Source organism: Micromonospora sp. B11E3 (assembly GCF_039871625.1).
Classification (GTDB): Bacteria; Actinomycetota; Actinomycetes; order Mycobacteriales; family Micromonosporaceae; genus Micromonospora.
Map to the genome: position 1 here is coordinate 23,503 of NZ_JBDPMC010000044.1, position 20,422 is coordinate 43,924.

A 20,422-nucleotide genomic window follows, 5' to 3' on the forward strand; every position below is an offset into this window, starting at 1 on the left:
ACTGCCCGAACGGTCAGACCGATGGGCCGGATGAGGGCAGCTCCCACGACCGGGGGCTGCGGGAACGCCCCGGCTCGGTGAAACTGGGAGAGGGCCTCTTCCCGCCGGGAATCGAGGCCCGGGCGGACGGCCGGGGTGCCGCACCCACCCCGGCCGTCCAGCTCCTCATCAGGTGCCGGCGTAGAAGCGCACGTAGTCGAACTCCGCCGTCACCGCCGGCTGGGCGCCGCCGTGCGCGACCAGGCCGATCCGGGGCGTGGTGTCGGCCGGGAACGTCCACACCCCGCCCCAGGTCCAGTTCGTGCCGTCCCGGCTGGACCCGGCCCGGAACTCGTGCTCCCCGGTGACCGGGTCGACCCGGTGGGCCAGCCGCAGCCAGGTGGTGGTCGCCGGGGTGCCGACGATGTTGCCCCCGTACACCGGCCGGCCGGCGAAGGGCAGCTCGTAGCCGTACTCGACCTGCCGGGTGTTCCAGATGGCCACCTGGGCAAGTCGGGCGAACCGGTCGTCGTCGACGTACGCGACGAGCCCGGCCTGCTGGTAGTTGCGGACGGACTCCTCGCCGAGGTCGAGGCTCACCCTGGTCTCGACCACGTAGTCGCCGGCCGGGGCGTCCCGCAGCAGCACACCGGCGGAGTTGCCGGTGCCGACCAGGTCGCCCGCCTGCACCGGCCAGCGCAGCGCGCCTCCGGAGACGCCGGCCGACGGGTCGGGCCGGACCCACCGCCACGTCGGGCCGAGGCCGCCGTCGAACTCGTCCGACCACTGCGGTAGGGGCGCTCCGGCGCGCGGCGCCGCGACCGCCCGGGGGACCGGCCGGTGCAGCCGGGCCGCGCTGACGTTGTCGAACTCCGCGTCGCCGCCGGCCGCGGTCAGGGTGAGCGGGCCGGCCGCCGGCCCCGCCAGCCGCAGCGACACCACCGCCTCCTGGTCGCCGAGCCGGGCCGGGCTCAGCTCGGCCACCAGGTCGCGTCCGCGTACCTCGACGGCCAGGTTGTGCCGGTCACCGGCGGCGAATCCGGCGGGCAGCGCGGCGGTGGCCACCCGGTCGCCCTGCCCGGCGACCAGCCGGCCGGTCGAGACGTCCACCCGCACCGAGGCGTCCCCGAGGGTGAGGCCGGCCGAGGTCGCGCCGCGCAGCCGCAGGTCGGCCTCCGCCCGGACGTCGCCGCCGGTCACCGCGCGGCTGGTCAGCGCGCCCGAGCCGACGAGCCGCCCGTCGGTGACCCGCCAGGCGCCGGCGGCGCCGCGCCAGCGGGCGAGCCCGGGGGCGTCGAAGCGCTCGTCGAGCCGGGCGGTGGTCACCGGAGCGGGCCGGGGGCCGTCCGACGGGCCGGCGCCGGCGTTGACGGCCGGCCAACCGTCGATCCAGTCCAGCCGGTCGAGCAGCATCGGCCGCTCGTTGATGCCGAACGGCTCGTCCAGGTACGGGTCCGCCCGGTCGATGGCGTGGTAGACGATCCAGTCCTGGCCGGACAGGTCGGTGAGGAAGCCGTTGTGGCCGGTGCCGATCCAGCGGTTGCCGTTCTGCGTGAGCACCGGCGTCCCGCCGGCCCGGGAGGCGTCCAGCCGCAGGCCGTCCCGGTCGACGAAGGGGCCGCGCGGGCCGCGGGAGCGGCCGACGTGGACGGAGTAGCCGGTCGCCGGGCCGGCGCAGCAGTTGGCGGTCGAGGCGAACAGGTAGTACCAGCCGTCGCGGCGCAGGACGTAGCTGCCCTCGAACTTGTTGTCGATCGCGACGAGGGTCGGCTCGCCGACCGTCCGCAGCCCGTCGGCGGACAGTTCCGTGACCGAGATGCCGCCGTAGTAGCTGCCGTAGTACAGGTACTGCCGGCCGTCGACGTCGGTGAACTGGCTGGGGTCGAAGGTCCAGAGCCAGCCGCCGCCCCCGCCGGGCCGCGGCGCCACCACCGGGTCGGGGGCGAAGGTCCATGGGCCGGTGGGGGTGGGTGCGGTGGCCGCGCCGATGGCGGAGTCGCCGTCGGGGGAGGCGGTGGTGTCGGTGACGGTCACGTACATGACGTACCGGCCGGCGACGTAGCGCACGTCGGGGGCCCAGTACCCGGCGCCCTCGGCCGCGTACGGCGGGCGCTGGTCGGGGCCGAACGCGTCGCCGACGTACGTCCAGTCGACCAGGTCGGCCGAGCGGGCGACCGGCACCCGGTGGAACCGGTGCTCGCCCTCGTGCAGCGGGTCGGTGGTGCCGTAGGCGTACCAGAGGCCGTCGGCGCCCCGGACGACGACCGGGTCGGCGAAGGTGTCGGCGAAGCCGCCCGAGACCGGGTTGTGGTAGCGGGTGGCGGCGTCGGGACCGGCGGCGGCGGGCGCGGATGCCGTCGCCGCCAGGAGAAGACCGAGGACGGCGGCGAGCGCGCCGCCGCGGCGGTGGTGTCGCATCGGACCTGCCTTGGGGGTTGGGGCGGTGTGTTGCGGATCACTGCGGCGTTCCGGTCGTTTCTACAACGTTAAATACAACGTTGTAAAGTCGTCCGGTTCCCGTGGCGGCGCCACCGCCACTTCCCACCCGCGCGCCCGCCCGGTCGACCCGCCGCTGGTCGATCCGTCGCTGGTGCGCGTGCGCCAAGGATGTCGGGCCGACTTCGTCCCCGGCCGCGTGCGAACAGGCGGTCGACGCCCTTCCGGGGCCGATAGGAGGATTATTCGGACTCCCTTCACTCGTGCCGATTACGGTGTGTTTCAGGTCGCCCACGCCGAGTCGTACCGGGAGAGAGGACCCGACCATGCGAGTGCCCAGCCGAAGCCCCGGCCAGCCACCCGGTACGCCCCTCGCCTCCGCCGCGCCGACGCACCGGCTGCCCGCGGAGGGCGTCCCGCAGCCGACCCCGCCCGCCACCCCGGACCTGGACGCCTACCGGGCCGCCGTCATGGACCTGTTGGTCGAGGTCAACGCCCTCGCCGACGCGGCGTCCACCACGGCCCGGCAGGTGCTGCTCGACGAGCGGCTGCGGGAGCCGGCGATCGCCGCGGTCCTCGAGGCCACGCCGCAGGGGCTGGTCGGGGCCCGGGAGACGCTGCTGCTGGAGATGGCCCGCTACCGGCCGAACCCGCGCAGCTCCGCGGGGAACCTGACCGCCCTGGTCCGGATCTACCTGCTCTCCCGCATCGACGTGATGTGGTGGCGCGACGCCCCCGCCTACCGCACCGACGCCCAGCTCCACGCCAGCCCGGACCTGGTCGACCTGGAATGGCTGCGCCGCCGCGACCTGCTCCGGTTCCGCTACCAGGAGCAGCCCACGACGCTGCTCGGGCGCGGCGTACGGGCGGCGCGCCGACAGTTGCTGCCGGACGCCCGGCCGCGCACCGCCGGGCTGCGGTTCCGGCGCGCCCGGCGGGAGGTCGTCGGCCTGCTCAACGACATCGGCCGCGAGTTCGCCCGGCTCACCCCGCCCGCCGCCCCGCCGCTGTGGGTCACCAGCCTGGTCCGCAGCACCGAGTACCAGTACCAGCTACGCCGCCTCGGGTACGCGGCGATGCTGCCCAGCGCCCACTGCCTCGGCTACGCCGTCGACGTGGAGCTGTCGTGGTTCGAGCGGTTCGGCGTCCGGGACACCCTGGCCGACCTGCTGCTGGCCCGCCAACGCGCGGGCGAGGTCAACGTGGTCGACGAGGGCCAGGCGTGGCACCTGTGCCTGTCGCCCGCCGCCCGCCCCCGGTTCCGCCGGGCGTACGAATCCGAGATGGGGGCCTGACCCGTGTGCGGCATCGCCCTGAGCGTCGGCCCCGAGGCCGACCCCGCCACCTTCCGCCGGATGCTGGCCGCCCTCGCCCCGCGGGGCGAGGTGACCGAGACCCGCCAGGAGGCCGGGCTGCTGGCCGGCACCCGCCGGCTGCGCGTCGTCGACCGGGAGCGGGCCGTGCAGCCCTGGATCTCCGCCGACGCGCGGTTCGTGCTCTGCTACAACGGCGAGGTCTTCAACCACCGCGACCTGCGCGCCGAGCTGACCCGCCTCGGTCACGCGTTCCGCACCGACAGCGACACGGAGGTCGTGCTCGCCGCGTTCCTGGCCTGGGGCGAGGACGCCGTGACCCGGCTGCGCGGCGAGTACGCCTTCACGGTGGTCGAGCGGGTCACCGGGCGAACCTATCTCGCCCGCGACCCGCTCGGGGGCAAGCCGCTGTACTGGTGCCGGGTGCCCGGCTGCCTACAGGTGGCCAGCGAGGTCAAGGCGCTGGTCGGGTACGGCGTGCCGATCGGCGAGGTGCCGCCGGGGCACCACGGCTGGGCCGATCCGGAGGGCCCGGTCCAGCTGCACCCGTACGTCGACCTGCTCACCCTCGGCGAGGGACTGCCCGCAGTGGACGACCCGGACGAGGCCGCCCTGCTCGTCCGCGCCGCCCTCCGGGACAGCATGCGGGTGCGGCTGGACACCGACCTCACCGTCGGCGTGGTGCTCTCCGGCGGCCTCGACAGCTCCCTCGCCCTGCTGCACACGCGCGAGCTGCACCCGGACTGCGTCGCCGTCACCGTCGGGGTGCCGGAGACTACACCCTGCTAAAGCACGCCCGGGACCTGGTCGGCGCGGCGCGGTGGAACGCCGCCCCGATCGTCCGCCGGCTGGTCGGCCCGCGCGGCACCCGCCGCACCCCGGTCGGCTGACCCGGCCGCAGCCGGCTGACACCGCCGGCCGACCGGCGTGACGGTGCCCGGGCCGGGTACAGAGTGGCGCATGGCGGAACTGGACGCGATGGTGGTCGGGCAGGTGGCGCGGGACCTGGTCCTGCTCGTGGACGAGGTGCCGGGGCCCGCCGGCACGGCGCCGGCGCGCCGACGGCGGGAACTGCTCGGCGGCAAGGGCGCCAACCAGGCGGTCGGCCTCGCCCAGCTCGGCGCGCGTTCCGGCCTGCTCGGGGTCGTCGGCGACGACGACGTCGCCGAGCGGCTGCTGGCCCGGGCCCGCGCCGACGGCGTCGACGTGCGGGCGGTGCTGCGCCGGACCGGCACCCCGACCGGGCTGATCCTCGACCTCGTGGACGCCCACGGCCGGTGGCGGTACGTCGAGGACCTGCCCGAGCCGACCCTGCTGACCGAGGCGGACGTCACCGGCGCGGCCGACGCGGTGCGCGCCGCCCGGGCGGTGCTCGTGCAGCTCCAGCAGCCGCCGGCCGCGGCGCTCGCGGCGGCCCGGATCGGCCGCGCGGCCGGCCGGCTGGTGCTGCTCGACGGCGAGCCCACCGACGAGGAGACCGCCGGGGAACTGCTCGCCCTCGCCGACGTGCTGCGCGCCGACGGCAGGGAGGCCGGGCTGCTCGTCGGGGAGCCGCCGAAGGACGCCGAGGCCGGGCTGCGCGCCGCCCGCGAGCTGCGCGACCGGGGGCCGGCGCTGGTCGCGGTGGAGGTGTCGGGCGAGGGCAACGCGTTCGTCTGGCCTGGCGGGGAGCTGTTCGTGCCGCTGAGCGAGACGCCCACCGTGGACACCACCGGCGCGGGGGACGCGTTCGTCGCCGCCCTCACCGTCGGGCTGCTGCGCGACGAGCCGCGCGAGCGCGTCGCCCGGTACGCCGTCGCGGCGGCCGGGGCCACCGTCGGCCACCCCGGCGGCCGGCCCGCCCTGACCCGCGAGGCGATCGAGGAGCAACTCGGCCGCATTCCCGAACGCTGACGCGCCGGCCACGGTGGACAACGTTCGATGCCTGACCTAGCGTTCAGGGATCATGCGTAGGACGTTCCTGGGCGCCGGCCTCGCGGTGCTGCTCGCCCTCACCGCCTGCTCCGGGCCCGCGCCCTCCGGCGCCGGGCCGACGCCGGCCGGGCCCACCCCCGCCGCCGGCACGCCGACCGCGTCGCGGCAGAGCGCCGCCGAGGCCGAGCGGACCCTGGCCAGCCTGCGCCGGGTCGACGACCTGCCGCTGTACGAGATGACCTTCGTGGGCGACTACGACCCGACCGTCGGCACCGATGCCGCGCCGCCCAGCCCGTTCGGGTGCTCGCTCTTCGTCGCCCGGGGCGACCGCGACCGGCCGCTGTTCGCCCGCAACTTCGACTGGGACGCCAACCCGGCCATGGTGCTGCGCACCGACCCCCCGGACGGGTACGCCTCGATCTCGGTGGTCGACATCTCGTACCTCGGCGTCGGCGACGATCCGACCGGGGACCGCCGCCTGCTCGACGCGCCGCTGCTGCCGTTCGACGGCATGAACGAGCGCGGGCTGGCCGTGGGCCTGGCGGCCGACGACGGGGCGAGCGCCCGGCCCGAGCCCGGCAGGTCGACCGTCGGCTCGGTGCGCATCCAGCGGCTGGTGCTCGACCAGGCCGCCACGGTGGACGAGGCGGTGGCCGTCTTCGGCCGGCACAACCTCGACTTCGAGGGCGGGCCGCCGCTGCACTACCTGCTCGCCGACGCCACCGGCGCGTCGGCCGTGGTGGAGTTCGTCGACGGCCGGATGCGGGTCGAGAAGGGCCAGGGCAGCTGGCAGGCGCTGACCAACGTGCCGGTGGTGGGCGTGCCGGAGGAGAAGCGGCGCACCGACCACCGGTACGGGATGCTCGCCGCCGCGCTGTCCGAGGCCGGCGGGGTGGTCGACCACCGGGCCGGGCTGGAGCTGCTCAACGACGTCCGGCAGTCCCACACCCGCTGGTCCGTCACGTACGGCCTGCGCACGGGCGAGGTGCACGTCCGCACGGCGGGGGGCACCCTGCGCGAGTACGCGCTCCCGCTGAGCCTGTCGTAGCGTCCGCTGCCGTCACGCCGCCACGTACCCGCAGTTCGCCGGCCGCTTCGTGATGGGCGGCCTGGCCTCGGGCGGGCAGAACGCGGTCAACTACACCGCCGCCGTGTTCGCCGCGATCGCCGCGCCGCCGGAGGTGGTGTAGTACGCCTTCAGCGTCCCGCTGTCGGTGCCGGAACCGTACGGGCCGTTGTTCCGCAGGTTCGCGAAAATGTAGCTGGTCGAGCCGATGACCGGATTGGTGTGCGACGCGCATTCGACCGCGGTCGGGCAGATCTTCACATCCGGGCTGTTGAAGAAGGACGAGTAGATCGCGCCGTGCGGCTCGAGGCCGATGTCGGACGGGATGTCCCGCGGGTATACGTCGGTGCGGGTGGCGGTGCCGACCTGGCCGCCCGTGTCTGGGGCGGCCGTGGCGGTGCCGCCGGTGGCGAGGGCCAGGACCGCGGTCAGCGCGGCGCCGAACAGCAGCCGCGCCGCGCGCGGACGCGGACCCGTGCGTGCGATTCCCATGACGATTCCCTTTCCGGGTGTGGTGGAGGGATCGAACGGCGAAGAATTTCCCGGCCGCTCGACGCAATTACTGTAGGGCATCGGCCATAGACAATGGTGTGGTGAACAATGTCGATTGCTGGTGCGTGTCCGCATTTGCCGACCAGGCGGCAATTCCCGGATCTCGCGGAACGCGCGTCAGGAAATCGGGCCGGAAAATGTATCAACGGCGGGTCCCGCGCCTCCTGCAACGCCGTACCGCCGCGCGTGCCGCCGCCCCGTACGCTGGGTGACCGTGAACCGCAGCATCTTCGGCCGACCGCTGCGCAGCGTGGCCTTCGACGTGGTGGTCGCCGGCTTCGTGGCGCTGTTCGGCCTCGCCGGGGCGGCCAACCAGCCGGGCGGCTGGTGGGCGGCCCTGGTCGCGGCGGGGATGGGCGTGACGCTGCTGTTCCGGCGGACCCACCCGTCGGCGGTGGCGGCGGCTGTCGCCGTGCTCGCCCTGGTCCAGGTGGCCTTCGGCTGGGGGCCGCTGGCCTTCGACGTCGGCGTGCTGATCGCCCTGTACAGCGTGGTCAAGTACGCCGAGCGGCGGCGCGACGGCATCCTCGCCGGGGTCGTGGCCGCGGTCGGGGTGCTGCTGGCCGCCTTCCAGACCCGGGGCGACGTCGCCTGGTGGGCCTCGGCCGTCTGGCTCGCCCTGATCACCGGCGCCGTCTGGCTGATGGGGCTCAACGTGCGCACCCGCCGGCTGTACGTGCTCAGCCTGGAGGAGCGGGCCGCCACCCTGGAACGGGAGCGGGAGGCCGAGGCGCGGGCGGCGGTGGCCGAGGAGCGCACCCGGATCGCCCGGGAGCTGCACGACGTGGTGGCGCACAGCATGGCCGTCATGATCGTGCAGGCCGACGGGGCGCGGTACCTGTTCGACCGGGACCCGGAGACCGCCCGGGAGGCGGTGCGGGTGGTCGCCGACACCGGGCGGCAGGCGCTGGAGGAGATGCGGCGCCTGGTGGGCGTACTGCGGGAGCCGAGCCTGGCCGAGCCGGCGGGTGTCCCCGTCGCGGTGCCCGCGCCCGACGGCGGTGGGACCCCGGGCCTGTCGGCGGAGCCGGCGCACCGGCGCCCGGCGCTGGTGGAGCTGCCCGACCTGCTGGACCGGTTCCGCGCCGCCGGGCTGCGCATCGACTGGACCGTCAGCGGCGAGGCGCCGCCGCTGCCGCCCGGCCTGGAGCTGACCGTGTACCGGGTGGTGCAGGAGGCGCTGACCAACGCGCTCAAACACGCCGGGGTCGGCGCGACCGTCACCCTGAGCCTCGACCACACCGGCGAGGCCGTCGAGGTCCGGGCCGTCGACGACGGGCGCGGCCGGCCGCCGGTGCGGCCCGCGCCGTCCGGCGGGCACGGCCTGGTCGGCATGCGCGAGCGGGTGGCGGTGTACGACGGCAGCCTCACCGCCGGGCCCCGACTGGCCGGGGGCTGGCAGGTCCAGGTATGGCTGCCGCTACCGTCGACGACGGGGACGGAGGTGTCGGCGTGAGCGCGAGGAGTGAGCCGGGTTTGCGAGCCCCGCAGTCGCGAACAAGGAAGACGCGGTGAGCGCGAGGAGTGAGCCGGGTTTGCGAGCCCCGCAGTCGCGAACAAGGAAGACGCGGTGAGCGCGAGGAGTGAGCCGGGTTTGCGAGCCCCGCAGTCGCGAACAGAAGGTGGGACGGCATGACGGTCCGCGTGGTGATCGTGGACGACCAGGCGCTGGTCAGGGCGGGGTTCAGGATGGTGCTGGACTCCCAGCCCGACCTGACCGTGGTCGGCGAGGCGATCGACGGCGCCGACGCGCTGCGGCTGCTCGACCGGGTCGAGGCGGACGTGGTGGTGATGGACATCCGGATGCCGACCATGGACGGGGTGGAGGCCACCCGGCGGATCTGCGCCGGCCGCGGCGGCGACCAACCCCGGGTGCTGGCGCTGACCACCTTCGACACCGAGGCTGACGCGTTCGCCGCCCTCCAGGCCGGGGCGAGCGGGTTCCTGCTGAAGAACGTGCCGCCGGAGGAGCTGCTGGCCGCGATCCGGGTGGTGGCCGAGGGCGACTCGGTGGTCGCCCCGTCGATCACCCGCCGGCTGCTCGACCGGTTCGCCGGCCAACTCGGCCCCGGCCCGGCCGAGGACCCGCGGCTGTCCCAGCTCACCGAGCGGGAGCGGGAGGTGCTGCTGCTGGTCGCGCAGGGCCTGTCCAACGCCGAGATCGCCGCCCGGATGCACGTCGCCGAGGCGACCGTGAAGACCCACGTCGGGCGGATCCTGGCCAAGCTCCAGCTCCGCGACCGGGTGCAGGCGGTGGTGCTGGCGTACGAGAGCGGCCTGGTCACCCCCGGCGGCTGATCCCGCGTACGACCCAGGTCGTACGCGGGGCCGTGGCGGGGGCGCCTCCGGGCGCACGGAGGTCGGGCGCGCGGGTGGACGCGGGCGGGGCGGCGCCGCTCATAGCGTCGAAGACGTCCCAGTCACCGTCTTCCACGGGGAGCACCACGTGTCCGTCGCACCTCCCGCGTTCGCCGCCGCCGGCGTCGCGGTCACCGCCCGCGGCCTGCGCAAGGAGTACGGCTCCGGCCAGGGGAGGGTCGTCGCCCTCGACGGCGTCGACGTCGACTTCGCCGCCGGCCGGTTCACCGCGATCATGGGCCCGTCCGGGTCCGGCAAGTCCACCCTGATGCACTGCCTCGCCGGGCTGGACCGGCCGACGGCCGGGTCGGTGCGCATCGGCGACGCCGACATCGGTCGGCTCGACGACAAGCGGCTCACCCTGCTGCGCCGGGACCGGATCGGCTTCGTCTTCCAGAAGTTCAACCTGCTGCCGGCCCTGAGCGCCGAGGAGAACATCGTGCTGCCGCTGGCCATCTCCGGCCGCCGGCCGGACCCGGCGTGGCTGCGGCAGGTGGTGGCGGCCGTGGGCCTGGCCGACCGGCTGCGGCACCGGCCCGCCGAGCTCTCGGGCGGCCAGCAGCAGCGCGTCGCGGTCGCCCGGGCGCTGATCACCAAGCCGTGGGTCGTCTTCGCCGACGAGCCGACCGGCAACCTCGACTCCCGCTCCGGTGCGGAGGTGCTGCGGCTGCTCCGCGAGGCGGTGGACACCCTCGGCCAGAGCGTGGTGATGGTGACCCATGACCCGGTCGCCGCGAGCCACGCCGACCGGGTGGTCTTCCTCGCCGACGGACGGCTGGTGCGCGACCTGGCGGCGCCGAGCGCCGAGGCGGTGCTCGACGCCCTCGCCCGTCTCGAGTGGGCCCCGGCCGCCGCGGGGGTGACCCGCCGATGATCCGCCTGACCCTGCGGACGATGCGCGCCGACGCGGTGCGGCTGCTGCTCTCCGCCCTCGCCGTCGTGCTCGGCGTCGCGTTCGTCGCCGGCACGCTGATCTTCACCGACGGGATGAAGGCCGCCGCGTACGCCCGCGCCGGCACGTTCGACCGGCACACCGACCTCGGCGTGTACGCCGAGAAGGTCCCGATCCCGCCCGCGCTCGTCGAGCGGGTGCGCGCGGTCGACGGGGTGCGTGCCGCCGACGGCGAGCTGACCGGCACGGCCGGCGTGGTCGGCTCCGACGGCCGGCCCGTGCTGGGCTTCGCCGTGCTCGCCGCGATCCCCACCGACCCGGCCCTGCAGTCGTACGACGTGGTGGCCGGCCGGCTGCCGCAGCGCCCCGGCGAGCTGGTGCTGGACGCCCCGACCGTGGCCGAGGAGGGCTTCGCCCTCGGCGCGCCGGTGCGCGTCGGCGGCAGCGGGGGAGCGGCCCGCCCGTACACCCTGGTCGGCACGGTCGACGTGGCCGGCACGACCCGGGACGTCGGCGGCCCGTTCATCGGCCTGGCCGGCCCGGACGCGCTGGCCGTCGGCGCCGACAAGGGCTACGGCCGGATCATGGTGGCCGCCGCGCCCGGCGTGTCCACGGCGGAGCTGGCCGACCGGGTGGCGGCGGTGGCCGGCGCCGGCGTGACCGTGAAGACCCGGCAGGCGATCCTCGACGACGCGGTCGACGAGGCGGTCCGCGACCTGAGGCAGTTCAACCTGTTCCTGCTCATGTTCGCCGCGGTCGCCGTGGTGGTGGCCGGGTTCGTCATCGCGAACACCTTCGCCATCGTGCTCGCCCAGCGCACCCGGCGCACGGCGCTGCTGCGGCTGGTCGGCGCGACCCGGGGCCAGGTGTTCCGCGCGGCGCTGCTGGAGGCGGCGGGGATCGGGCTGGCCGCCTCCGCGCTCGGTGTGCTGGCCGGCACGGGCCTGGCCGTGGGCATGGACGCCCTGATGTCGGCGTTCGACGTGCCCGTCGCCGGGGGCCTCACGGTCACCGCGCCGACCGTGCTGCTCTGCCTGCTGCTCGGCACGGCGATCACCGTCGGGGCCGCCGCCGCGCCGGCCTGGCAGGGCACCCGGGTCGCACCGGTGGCCGCGCTCACCGACGCGGCGGTGCAGTCCACCCGCCGGGCCGGGCGGGTCCGGCTGGCGGTCGGCGCGCTGGTCTTCGCCGCCGGCGTGGCCGCCCTGGTGGGGGCAGGCGTGGTCGGCCAGGTGGTCCTGGTGGCGGCCGGCGGGGTGCTCAGTTTCTTCGGCATCGTGCTGTTCGGCCCGGTGCTGGTGCCGGCGCTGGTGCGCGTGCTCGGGTGGCCGGCCCGCCGGCTGTTCGGGGCGACCGCCGGGCTGGCCGTGGCCAACGCCGTGCGCAACCCGCGCCGGATCGCCGCCACCGCCGCCGCGCTGGTCGTCGGCATCGGCCTGGTGTCCGCGTTCGTGGTGGGGGCGCGCAGCGTCAAGTCCGGCATCGAGCGGGCGGTCGACCAGCAGATCGGGGTGGACTTCCTGGTCACCGGCATCGGCGGGGACCTGCCGCCGACCCTCGCTGCCGAGTTGGCCGCGCGCGGCGAGCTGGGCGTCGTGCACGAGCAGCGCAGCCGCGTCGTGGACAGGGTCGAGCTGCGCGCCGCCCACCCGGCGCTGGTCCGGCGCACCCTCACGGCCGTCGACTCCGGCGACGTCGGCCGGCTCGGGCCGGGCCGGGTGCTGGTGCACCGGGAGCTGGCCCGGGCCAGGGGCTGGGCGGTCGGCGACACGGTCACGCTGGCCGGGCGACCGTTCACCGTGGCGGCCGTGGTCGCCTCCGACGGGCCGGCGCTGGCCGGCATCCCCGTGCCCGCCGGGCACGTGGTCGACCTGGTCGACGCGGACTTCGCCCGTCTCTTCCCGGCCGAGCGGGGCTACCTCGCGGAGGTCGACCCGGCCGCCGGGGTGTCCGCCGGACAGGCCCGGGAGGCGATCGAGTCGGTGCTCAGCCGGTACCCGACGGTGAACCTGATGGACCAGGCGGCGTACAAGAAGATGCTCACCGGCACGGTGGACATGCTGCTGGCGTTCGTCACCGCGCTGCTCGGCCTGGCCGTGGTGATCGCGCTGGTCGGCGTGGCGAACACGCTGACCCTGTCGGTGGTGGAGCGGACCCGGGAGAACGCGGTGCTGCGGGCCGTCGGGCTGACCAGGGGCCGGATGCGGGCCATGCTCGCCGTCGAGGCGGTGCTGATGGCCCTGGTCGGGGCGGTGCTCGGGGTGGGCCTCGGCACCGGCGTCAGCGCCGGCGCGATGGCGGTGGTCGCCCGCATCGGCGGCGACTTCACCCTGGTGCTGCCGTGGGACCAGCTCGGGCTGATCCTCGGGGTGGCGGTGCTGGCCGCGCTGGCGGCCTCGGTGCTCCCGGCCCGCCGCGCCCTGGCCCGCCCCGTGGTGGAGTCCCTCGGCGCCGAGTGACCCGGAGGCCCCCTGCCACACCGCCCGCGGTGACAGGGGGCCTCGGGCCTGTCAGAGGCGCTCGACGACCGGGCCCTGGCAGCGGTTGCGGGTGTCGAAGACGTACCGGGCGTGGCGTACGACCAGGTCGTAGTCGAGGCAGTCGTGGTCGGTGACCACCACCACCGCGTCTGCCTCGCGGACCTCCCGCTCGGTCAGCTCGACCACCGTCACGCCGCCGGGGATGTGGTGCGGCTCGGCGTACGGCTCCACCGCCCGTACCTCGGCGCCCAGGGCCCGCAGCCGGCGGGCGACGTCGACGGCGGGGGAGTCGCGCATGTCCCCGGTGTTCTTCTTGTACGCCAGCCCGAGCAGCAGCAGCCGCGCGCCGCTGACCGCCCGACCGGCCCGGTTCAGCCCGCCCATGATCCGCTGGGCGACGTGCTCCGGCATTTCGTGGTTGACGTCGTTGGCCAGCTCGATGAACCGGAACTGCCGGCCCAACCGCCGCTTCACCTGCCAGGACAGGTAGCACGGGTCGATCGGCAGGCAGTGCCCGCCCACGCCCGGGCCGGGGCGGAACGACATGAACCCGAACGGCTTGGTCTCGGCCGCCTCGATCGCCTGCCAGACGTCGATGTCCAGGTGGTGGCTGAGCACCGTCAGCTCGTTGATCAGCGCGATGTTGACCTGGCGGAACGTGTTCTCGATGAGCTTGGTCAGCTCGGCGACCCGCGTCGAGTCCACCGGCACCGTCCGCTCGACCAGCCGCCGGTAGAACGCGTCGACCCGCTGCCGGGACGCCTCGTCCACCCCGGAGACCACCTTCGGGGTGTTCTCCAGTTTCCAGACAGGGTTGCCCGGGTCGATCCGCTCGGGACTGTAGCCGAGGTGGAAGTCGCCGGGACTGGTCAGCCCGCTTGCCGACTCCAGCAGCGGCCGCAGCAGCTCCTCGGTGGTGCCCGGGTAGGTGGTGGACTCCAGGACGACCACGCACCCGGGCCGCACGTACGGGCCGATGCCCACCCCGGCCTGCTCCACGAAACTCAGGTCGGGGGTGCCGTCGCGCAGCGGCGTGGGCACGGTGACGACGCAGATGTCGAAGCCCTCGGCGTCGGCGTACTCGCTGCTCGGACGGTACCGCCCGCTGCTCAGCGCCCGGCCGAGCCGGTCGGTCGGGATGTCCTCGACGAACGACTCGCCGGAGGCGAGCCGCTTGACCCGGTCGGCGTCGACGTCGAGGCCGACCACGTCCATCCCGGCCTCGACGGCCCGCACGGCCAGCGGCAGGCCCACGTATCCCTGGCCGATGACGACCAACTTCTCAGCGCTCACCCGTGCTCCCGCAGCAGACGACGGAACGTTCCGCTCGTTAGCATAGGGCGCTATCTGGGATTTTTGTCCGATTTGGTAATCGTGGGGCTGAGGTGACGGCCGTGACGGTCAGTTGTTCCCGGCCGGCGGGTTCGGCGGCGGGCTTCCCCCGGGGTCGGCCGGCGGGCTCGGCTCGCCGCTCGACGGCGGTTCGGTCGGCTCGTTCGTGGGGTCCGGCCCCGGCGACTCGGACTTGGTCGGGGAACCGGACGGCTCGGGCTCGGCCGACTCGCTCGGATCGGCGGTCGGCGTGGAGCTGGCCGACCCCGACGGACGGCTGCCACCCGCCGGCCGGAACGTCCGGCCCGTACCCTCGTCGGCCTCCTCGGTGGCCGCCGGGTCGCCGGAGCCCTCGCTCTGGACCGCCGCCGGCGGGGTCGGCTTGAACTTGGTGGCGGGGGAGTCCCCGTTCCTCGCCGCGCCGAGGGCCGCGCCCAGCGCGGCCAGCGCCACCAGCACCGCGGCGAGCGCGCCGACGAGCGGGCCGCGCCGCGCGCCGCGGCGGGGCGGCTCGCCGCCGGGGACGGCCGCCGCGCCCGCCGGCGACAGGTCGTCCCGGGTCGTGCCGCCGGCCCCGGTGGCGCCGCGCAGCGTCACCGGAACGGTGGCGGTGGGGGCGGAGCCGTCCGCGATCGTGGCCCGGGCCGCCTCGGCCATCGCCGCGCCGGTGGGGAAGCGGTCCGCCGGGTCCTTCGCCAGGGCCCGGGCCACCAGTTCCCGTACCGCGGCCGGGATCTCGCCCGGCAGTTCCGGCGGCTCGTCGTCCAGGTGCCGGACGGCCACCTGCAGCGGGTTGTCGCCGGTGAACGGCGGCTCGCCGATCAGGCAGCAGTACGCCACCGCCCCCAGGGCGTAGATGTCCGTGGCCCCCGAGACGGGCCGCCCGGCGGCCTGCTCCGGCGCCATGTAGAGCGCCGTGCCCGGCACCGCGTTGGTGCTCGTGATGCTGGTGACGTTGCTCGACCGGGCGACGCCGAAGTCGACCAGCACGACACTGCCGTCCTCCTGCACCAGCAGGTTGCTCGGCTTCACGTCGCGGTGCACGATCCCGCCCGCGTGGGCGGTGTGCAGAGCCTGGGCCGCCTGGGCGACGATCGACATCGTCTCGGCCACGCCGAGGTGACCCGCCGCCTCGATCCGCCGGGACAGCGGCTCGCCCTCGACGAACTCCATCACCAGGTAGTCGGCCCGCCCGCCGTCGGCCAGGTCGTCCTGCCCGACGTCGTAGACCTGGACGATGCCGGGGTGTCGCAGGGCCGCCATGATCCGTGCCTCGGCGCGGAACCGGGCGATGAAGTCGGGGTCGGAGACCAGCGCCGGCAGCAGGACCTTGACCGCGACCTGCCGGCCGAGGATCTGGTCTGTGCCCCGCCAGACGTCGCCCATGCCGCCCGTGGCGACACGGTCGTCCAGGCGGTACCGACCGCTGAGCACGACTCCCGAAGACAACACGGCACTACCGTACCCAGAGCGGGCGCGGCCCACTCGCCCCGCTCCGCCCGGCCGGGAGGGCGGGCCGCGCAGCCAGCCGCGTCGGGCGCCGACCGGATCGCTTGTCTGTGACCGACAAGTGACGGTCAGTCATGACCGGCGGTGGGGTTGTCACGGTCCGCGCCGGGAAGGGCGCGCACGGCTAGAGTGTCCGATTTCCCGGCGGGGGCGTCCACGCGGCCTTCCGTGTTACATCGACCCGCCCGCCGGTCGGCTTGATTATTCTCACTGTTTTCTTGGCGGGCGCTGGCTTGTCCGCCCGGCCGTCCGCTCCTAGCGTTAGCGCGGCTCGGGCCCGCCCCACGGCGCCACGGCACGTTCCCGGCGGCCGTACCTCGTGGTGAGTCCGACGTGCCGTCCACGGCGTACGGTGTCGGGCGTGATCAGGGCAGCGGGGGACTGATGGTGCGGGAGGGAGCCCGGCCGCCGGGCCGGGTCGGCGTGGCGCCCGCCGTCGGCATGCGCGGCAAGCGCCGGGCGGCGGAAGCAGCGTGTCCATGACCGACGAGTTGGGCGAGGCGGTCGTCGCGGCCCAGGCCGGGGACGAGGACGCCTTCCGTTTCCTCTACCGACGTCTCCAACCCGGTCTGCTGCGCTACCTGACCGCGCTGGTCGGCGCCGACGCGGAGGACGTCGCCTCCGAGACCTGGCTGCAGATCTCCCGCGACCTGCCCCGTTTCGCCGGCGGGGAGTTCCGGGCCTGGACCGTCACCATCGCCCGCAACCGGGCGATGGACCACCTGCGCCGACAGCGCCGCCGGCCCGCGTTGCCGGTGCCCGTGCAGGCGCTCGCCGACCTCGCCGGCGATGCCGACACCGCCGAGCGGGCCGGCGAGACCATCGGCACGGAGGCCGCCCTCGCGCTGATCGCCACCCTGCCGCCCCGCGAGGCCGAGGCCGTGCTGCTGCGCGCGGTGATCGGCCTGGACGCCGAGACGGCCGGCCGGGTGCTGGGCCGGCGGGCGGGTGCCGTGCGTACGGCCGCCCACCGGGGGCTGCGCCGGCTCGCCGCACTGATGGAACGCCACGACCCGCCTCCGGCCGCCGCGCCGCGCGTCACGGCGCCCCGACCCCGCCCGGGACAGGGTCGGTCGGCGTCCGGCTCCGCGCACGTCGAGCCGGCGGACGGTTGACGTGAAGGGAATCCGATGAGCCTCCGACGCCCCGACGGGGCGGACCGGCCAGCCGACCGGTCGGCGTCCGACCGACTCCTCGACGCGGCGCGTGCCGGCCGGCCCGCCGACGATCCGCTGGCCCGCCTGCTCGCCGCCGCCGCCGCGCCGGCCCGTCCCGGCGAGCTCGCCGGCGAGGAGGCCGCGCTGGCCGCCTTCCGGGCCGCACCCGGGCCGGCCCCGACCCGGCGACCCGGCCGGCGTCGCCTCACCGTCGGCGCCTTCGCCTGGATCGGCGCGCTGGCCGCCACGGCGACCGCCGGTGTCGCCGTCGCCGCGGTCACCCTGGACCGCGGCGAGGAACCGGTCCCGCCCCCACCGCCGGCCCCGACCGAGGCGCCCTCCCCCTCCCCGGCCGACTCCGCGGTGACCCCGGGCGGCGCCGGCCCGGGTGGTGCCGCCCCGAGCGCCCCGGGCCGCCCCGGCACCACGTCCGCCGGCCCGGGAAGGCCCACCGACCCGGGCCGCTCCGCGACAGCCGAACTGTCCGGCCTGTGCCGTGCCTACCTCGAAGGACCGGCCGGGAAGCGGGAGGACCTGCTCGACACCCCCGGGTACGCGCCGCTGCTCGACGCGGCCGGCGGGGCCGGCAACGTCGAGCCCTTCTGCCACGACCTGGTGCCCGACGTCGGACCGGGTCCGACGCCGGACGCCCACCCCACGCGTACGACCCGGCCCGACGCGGGTACAAAGGACGCCGGCGCGCGGAACACCGACCGCTGAGGCGCAGAACATATGTTATGGCAAGGTGAGCGGAATTCGTCTGCTAGACAGGTGACGGTGGGGCGGTGCCCCGCGGCGTCGGGTGGCCCCCCGTCGTCAAACCAGGGAGGGGAGGTGAGCGTCCCGTGGTGACATCGCCCGACCTGGATCGGGGCACCCCGCTGCGTCAGGCGGCCGACGCCGCCCGGCACATCGCCCGGATCTGCTTCAAGACCGGGCCGCCGAGGCGCACCGGCGTCGAACTGGAATGGACCGTGCACGACGCCGCCGACCCCGCCCGCCCGGTGGACCGGGAGCGGCTGCGGGCGGCGCTGGGGCGGCACAGCCCCACCACCATCGACAGCTCCAGCCCGGCCGCCCCCCTGCGGCACGGGGGAGCGGTGACCCTGGAGCCCGGCGGCCAGCTGGAGATCTCCACCGCGCCGCGAGCCTCGCTCGCCGCGCTGATCGAGACCACGGACGCCGACATCGCCCAGCTGAGCGACCTGCTCCGGGCCGCCGGCCTGGTGCTCGGACGCACCGGCATCGACCCGTGGCGCACCCCGCGGCCGGTCGTCGAATCGCCGCGCTACCGCGCGATGCGGTGCGTGTTCGACCGGCAGGGCCGGGCCGGGCGGACCATGATGTACAGCACCGCCGGCCTGCAGGTCTGCCTGGACGCGGGTGAGCCGGACCAGGTGGCGGCCCGCTGGGCGGCGGCGCACGCCGTCGGCCCGCCGCTGCTGGCCGCGTTCGCCACCGCCGGCCGGCACGCCGGGCGGTCCACCGGATGGGCCTCCGCCCGCATGGCCGCCTGGCTGGCCATCGACCCGGCCCGCGCGGGGCCGGTCTGGTCGCCGGCCCGCCCGGGCGCCGACCCGGTGGCCGCCTGGACCGCGTACGCCCTGGCCGCGCCGCTGCTCTGCCTGCGCGGGGACGACGACGCGGACTGGACCCCGCCGGCGGGGGTCACCTTCGGCGACTGGATCGCCGGGGCGCTGCCCCGCCCGCCCACCACCGACGACCTGGACTACCACCTGAGCACCCTCTTCCCGGTGGTGCGGCCCCGCGGCTACCTGGAGATCCGCTATCTGGACGCGCAGCCGGGCCGGGACTGGAGACTCCCGCTCGCCGTGCTGGCCGCGCTCCTCGCCGATCCCGACACGGTCGCCCGGGCCACCACGCTCGCCGCCCCGGTGGCCCACCGGTGGCACGCGGCGGCCCGGTACGGACTGGCCGACCCGGCGCTGGCGCGGGCCGCCGCCGACCTGTTGGACCTGGCCCTGACGGCCCTGCCGCGGCTCGACCTGCCCGCGCCGCTGCACGACGAGACGACCCGAGGACTACGGCGGCGGCGGGCCGTCGCGGAGGGGGGACCCCGGTGACCACCACCCACGAGCCCGGCACGGAGCGGCTGCGCGACCGCATCGCCGCCGAGCTGGAGCGGACCCGCACCCGGACCGCCCTGCTGACGGAGGCGGTCGACGACGCCGACCTGATGCGCCAGCACTCGCCGCTGATGTCCCCGCTGGTCTGGGACCTCGCCCACGTCGGCAACCAGGAGGAACTCTGGCTGGTCCGGGACGTGGGCGGGCGCGAGCCGGTGCGCCGCGACATCGACGACCTGTACGACGCGTTCAAGCAGCCGCGCAGGGACCGCCCGTCGCTGCCCCTGCTGCCGCCCGCCGAGGCCCGCGCGTACGTCGCCACCGTCCGGGAAAAGGTGTACGACCTGCTCGACCGGGTCGCGTTCACCGACCGCCCGCTGCTCGCCGACGGGTTCGCCTTCGGCATGATCGTGCAGCACGAGCAGCAGCACGACGAGACCATGCTCGCCACCCACCAGCTGCGCTCCGGGCCGCCGGTGCTGCACGCCCCGGCCCCGCCCGAGCCGCGCGCGCGGGTCGCCGACGAGGTGCTGGTCCCGGCCGGCCCGTTCACCATGGGCACCTCCACCGACCCGTGGGCGCTGGACAACGAGCGCCCGGCGCACACCGTCCACCTGCCCGCGTACGCCATCGACGCCGCCCCGGTCACCAACGGCCGGTACGCCGAGTTCATCGCCGACGGCGGGTACGACGACCCGAGCTGGTGGAGCGAGGCGGGCTGGCGGCACCGCACCGAGGCGGGGCTGACCGCCCCGCTGCACTGGCGACGCGACGGCGACGGGTGGGCGTACCGGCGGTTCGGCCGCTGGTCGGCGGTCCGCCCCGACGAGCCGGTGGTGCACGTCTGCTACTTCGAGGCGCAGGCGTACGCCGCCTGGGCGGGCAGGCGGCTGCCCACCGAGGCCGAGTGGGAGAAGGCCGCCCGCTGGGACCCGGCCACCGGCCGGTCCCGCCGCTACCCGTGGGGCGACGAGGACCCGACGGCCGAGCACGCCAACCTGGGGCAGCGGCACCTGTGGCCGGCGCCGGTGGGCGCGTACCCGGCGGGCGCGTCGCCGCTCGGGGTGCACCAGCTCGTCGGCGACGTCTGGGAGTGGACCGCCACCACCTTCCGCGGCCACCCCGGCTTCGCCGCCTTCCCGTACCGGGAGTACTCGGAGGTGTTCTTCGGCGACGACTACCAGGTGCTGCGGGGCGGCTCGTTCGGCACCGACCGGTCCGCCTGCCGGGGCACGTTCCGCAACTGGGACTTCCCGATCCGGCGGCAGATCTTCAGCGGCTTCCGCTGCGCCCGCGACGCCCGCCCCGACGAGGCGCGCCCGTGAGGCCGTACCCGACTCCCGGGGC

15 protein-coding genes and 1 pseudogene are annotated in these 20,422 nt (G+C 75.7%); 12 read left to right on the top strand and 4 right to left on the bottom strand.

Annotated elements, in window-relative coordinates; translation table 11 throughout:
• Positions 1–168: 168 nt before the first annotated feature.
• Positions 169–2,397: a family 43 glycosylhydrolase gene (locus ABGB16_RS21100; RefSeq protein WP_347669811.1), complete on the bottom strand. Its 2,229-nt coding sequence runs from the start codon at positions 2,395–2,397 to the stop codon at positions 169–171.
• Positions 2,398–2,741: 344 nt separating this feature from the next.
• Between ABGB16_RS21100 and ABGB16_RS21105 the strand changes: the two genes are divergently transcribed.
• The 4 genes and pseudogenes from ABGB16_RS21105 to ABGB16_RS21120 all read left to right on the top strand — a co-directional run bounded on the left by ABGB16_RS21105 (position 2,742) and on the right by ABGB16_RS21120 (position 6,690).
• On the top strand, positions 2,742–3,710 hold the full coding sequence (locus ABGB16_RS21105) for a DUF5715 family protein (protein WP_347669812.1): 969 nt from the start codon (positions 2,742–2,744) through the stop codon (positions 3,708–3,710).
• 3 nt (positions 3,711–3,713) lie between these two features.
• Positions 3,714–4,528: pseudogene (locus ABGB16_RS21110) on the top strand (asparagine synthetase B); the annotation flags it as partial.
• Positions 4,529–4,688: 160 nt separating this feature from the next.
• Positions 4,689–5,621, top strand: coding sequence for a PfkB family carbohydrate kinase (locus ABGB16_RS21115; RefSeq protein WP_347669813.1), 933 nt, complete (start codon positions 4,689–4,691; stop codon positions 5,619–5,621).
• A 52-nt stretch (positions 5,622–5,673) separates the two neighbouring features.
• Positions 5,674–6,690, top strand: a complete 1,017-nt coding sequence (locus tag ABGB16_RS21120; protein ID WP_347669814.1) for a carcinine hydrolase/isopenicillin-N N-acyltransferase family protein — start codon at positions 5,674–5,676, stop codon at positions 6,688–6,690.
• 90 nt (positions 6,691–6,780) lie between these two features.
• On the opposite strand, the gene ABGB16_RS21125 is transcribed toward ABGB16_RS21120, so the two are convergent.
• Positions 6,781–7,200 (bottom strand): hypothetical protein, encoded by a 420-nt coding sequence (locus tag ABGB16_RS21125; protein ID WP_347669815.1) that lies wholly within the window; start codon positions 7,198–7,200, stop codon positions 6,781–6,783.
• Between the two features lie 268 nt (positions 7,201–7,468).
• Here ABGB16_RS21125 and ABGB16_RS21130 point away from each other — a divergent pair, with 268 nt between their 5' ends.
• The 4 genes from ABGB16_RS21130 to ABGB16_RS21145 all read left to right on the top strand — a co-directional run bounded on the left by ABGB16_RS21130 (position 7,469) and on the right by ABGB16_RS21145 (position 12,969).
• Entirely contained in the window at positions 7,469–8,716 is a 1,248-nt protein-coding gene (locus tag ABGB16_RS21130) for a sensor histidine kinase (RefSeq protein ID WP_347669816.1), read from the top strand.
• 176 nt (positions 8,717–8,892) lie between these two features.
• A complete protein-coding gene (locus ABGB16_RS21135) occupies positions 8,893–9,558 on the top strand; it encodes a response regulator transcription factor (protein ID WP_347669817.1) in 666 nt (221 codons plus the stop codon).
• A gap of 148 nt (positions 9,559–9,706) precedes the next feature.
• The gene (locus tag ABGB16_RS21140; RefSeq protein ID WP_347669818.1) at positions 9,707–10,492 is read left to right on the top strand and encodes an ABC transporter ATP-binding protein; all 786 of its coding nucleotides are present in this window, start codon (positions 9,707–9,709) and stop codon (positions 10,490–10,492) included.
• Positions 10,489–12,969, top strand: a complete 2,481-nt coding sequence (locus tag ABGB16_RS21145) for an ABC transporter permease (protein ID WP_347669819.1) — start codon at positions 10,489–10,491, stop codon at positions 12,967–12,969. Before ABGB16_RS21140 ends, ABGB16_RS21145 begins: the two co-directional genes overlap by 4 nt.
• Before the next feature lie 51 nt (positions 12,970–13,020).
• Here the strand turns inward: ABGB16_RS21145 and ABGB16_RS21150 are convergent, their stop codons facing one another.
• Positions 13,021–14,283 (bottom strand): nucleotide sugar dehydrogenase, encoded by a 1,263-nt coding sequence (locus ABGB16_RS21150; protein WP_347669820.1) that lies wholly within the window; start codon positions 14,281–14,283, stop codon positions 13,021–13,023.
• A 108-nt stretch (positions 14,284–14,391) separates the two neighbouring features.
• Positions 14,392–15,774: a protein kinase gene (locus ABGB16_RS21155; protein WP_347669821.1), complete on the bottom strand. Its 1,383-nt coding sequence runs from the start codon at positions 15,772–15,774 to the stop codon at positions 14,392–14,394.
• 536 nt (positions 15,775–16,310) lie between these two features.
• On the opposite strand from ABGB16_RS21155, the gene ABGB16_RS21160 reads away from it, so the two are divergent.
• From ABGB16_RS21160 to egtB, 4 genes are all read left to right on the top strand, one after another.
• A complete protein-coding gene (locus tag ABGB16_RS21160; protein ID WP_347669822.1) occupies positions 16,311–16,946 on the top strand; it encodes an RNA polymerase sigma factor in 636 nt (211 codons plus the stop codon).
• Positions 16,947–16,961: 15 nt separating this feature from the next.
• Positions 16,962–17,708 carry a hypothetical protein gene (locus ABGB16_RS21165; protein WP_347669823.1) on the top strand — a complete coding sequence of 249 codons (747 nt, stop codon included), beginning with the start codon at positions 16,962–16,964 and terminating at the stop codon, positions 17,706–17,708.
• Between the two features lie 125 nt (positions 17,709–17,833).
• A complete protein-coding gene (gene egtA / locus ABGB16_RS21170; protein ID WP_347669824.1) occupies positions 17,834–19,072 on the top strand; it encodes an ergothioneine biosynthesis glutamate--cysteine ligase EgtA in 1,239 nt (412 codons plus the stop codon).
• Complete coding sequence (egtB, locus tag ABGB16_RS21175; RefSeq protein ID WP_347669825.1) at positions 19,069–20,400, top strand: ergothioneine biosynthesis protein EgtB; 1,332 nt, start codon at positions 19,069–19,071, stop codon at positions 20,398–20,400. Before egtA ends, egtB begins: the two co-directional genes overlap by 4 nt.
• The last annotated feature ends 22 nt before the right edge of the window (positions 20,401–20,422 follow it).